At 49.1% G+C, this 1,179-nt stretch carries 1 protein-coding gene and 1 pseudogene; one reads left to right on the top strand and one right to left on the bottom strand.

Going from position 1 to position 1,179, the window contains the following annotated elements:
• On the top strand, positions 1–363 hold a 363-nt coding region (locus DVK07_RS23830; RefSeq protein WP_233565528.1), incomplete at its 5' end, for a hypothetical protein.
• Between the two features lie 346 nt (positions 364–709).
• On the opposite strand, the pseudogene DVK07_RS19360 reads toward DVK07_RS23830, so the two are convergent.
• Positions 710–1,179: pseudogene (locus tag DVK07_RS19360) on the bottom strand (Dna2/Cas4 domain-containing protein); the annotation flags it as partial.

Here is a 1,179-nt window from a genome sequence, read left to right as displayed (position 1 = left end):
GTAGCTCTCATAAAACTACAATACTTTCAGTGGAAATTCTCTCATCCACCGGATACGCCAATCTCCTCAGCACAGATCAACGAAATTAAATCACAACTTGAGCAGATGGGTCTTGATGTGTCTATTCATGAAATCACACCTCGGTTGATTCCGATTGACCCAATTCTAACACGAATAGTCGTAACACCGATTGCAATCCTTGGAACTCCTCTTATTGTTTGGCACTTTTATGGAATAGAAGCGTTTTTCACCGATGTTGTGATTGTACCGATGATTGTGATGATTGGCTATGGACTATACGGAGCGATACGCCGGTACCGTCTTCGTCGCTCTAGCTCGGAAAGGGGACAAGATTCGTACTGAGACTACCAGCAGAGCGTTTCGTCTTGTCTCTAGAATTGAATCAGTTAAACGGTATGCACTCTTCAGCGACCAGTTGTTTCATACAATAATATGTCCGAAGAAGAGGATTTCAACAGAGCCAACTCAGTTAGAAGGTTCCGAGGAGACCGGCTCCACCAGTCACAATCATCGTGACGGCCAACAGGAGTATCAAGATTTGCTGCCAGCCGATGGCGTCATATCCTATCATGGAACCGAGTACCACGGGCTGTATATTAGTTCTATGCTCCGAGCAATTGCGAACCTTTCAGTGACCAGATGTTTCAGACAGCAATATGTCTGAAGAATCGAATCGTAAGAGCCAGAATCACTGTTGTTCACCCGGTTCTGGGCCGCTGAGGGCAAGTAACTCCCCATCAGTAAGGCATTCAGGACAGGCCGGTGGTTCGGACGTATCACCGCCCCAGTCTACAGCATCCCAAGCGTAGGTCTCACTACACCGGGGGCACGACCAGTCGTACACATCGTACGTGTCCGTGAGATCAGAGAATACATGGGCGAGTGTCGGGGTGAGCTTCGCATCGGCCCGTGAGTCAAGATAGTCGATGAGGTTCTCTCGGTCATACTCTTCAAACAGTGGGAGTAACCCAGTGTAGCCGATGTCTGCGTACGGTGTATTGGCTTTCCCACACCGATGTTTGAAAGAGCAATAGTTGCACTCCCAGTCGCGTTCGGGCGTTGCCGGCGGTAATTCACCATCCTGCTCATACTCAGTTTGGGCTACCATCCACTCGACGACCTTGTCCCAGAACTCTGAGTCGAACGTGACATGGAAGG

Origin of the sequence: Halorubrum sp. Atlit-26R (assembly GCF_003666015.1) — an archaeon.
Classification (GTDB): Archaea; Halobacteriota; Halobacteria; order Halobacteriales; family Haloferacaceae; genus Halorubrum.
The sequence above is the reverse complement of the archived record's forward strand: the minus strand, read 5'-3'. Positions and strand labels throughout refer to the sequence as shown.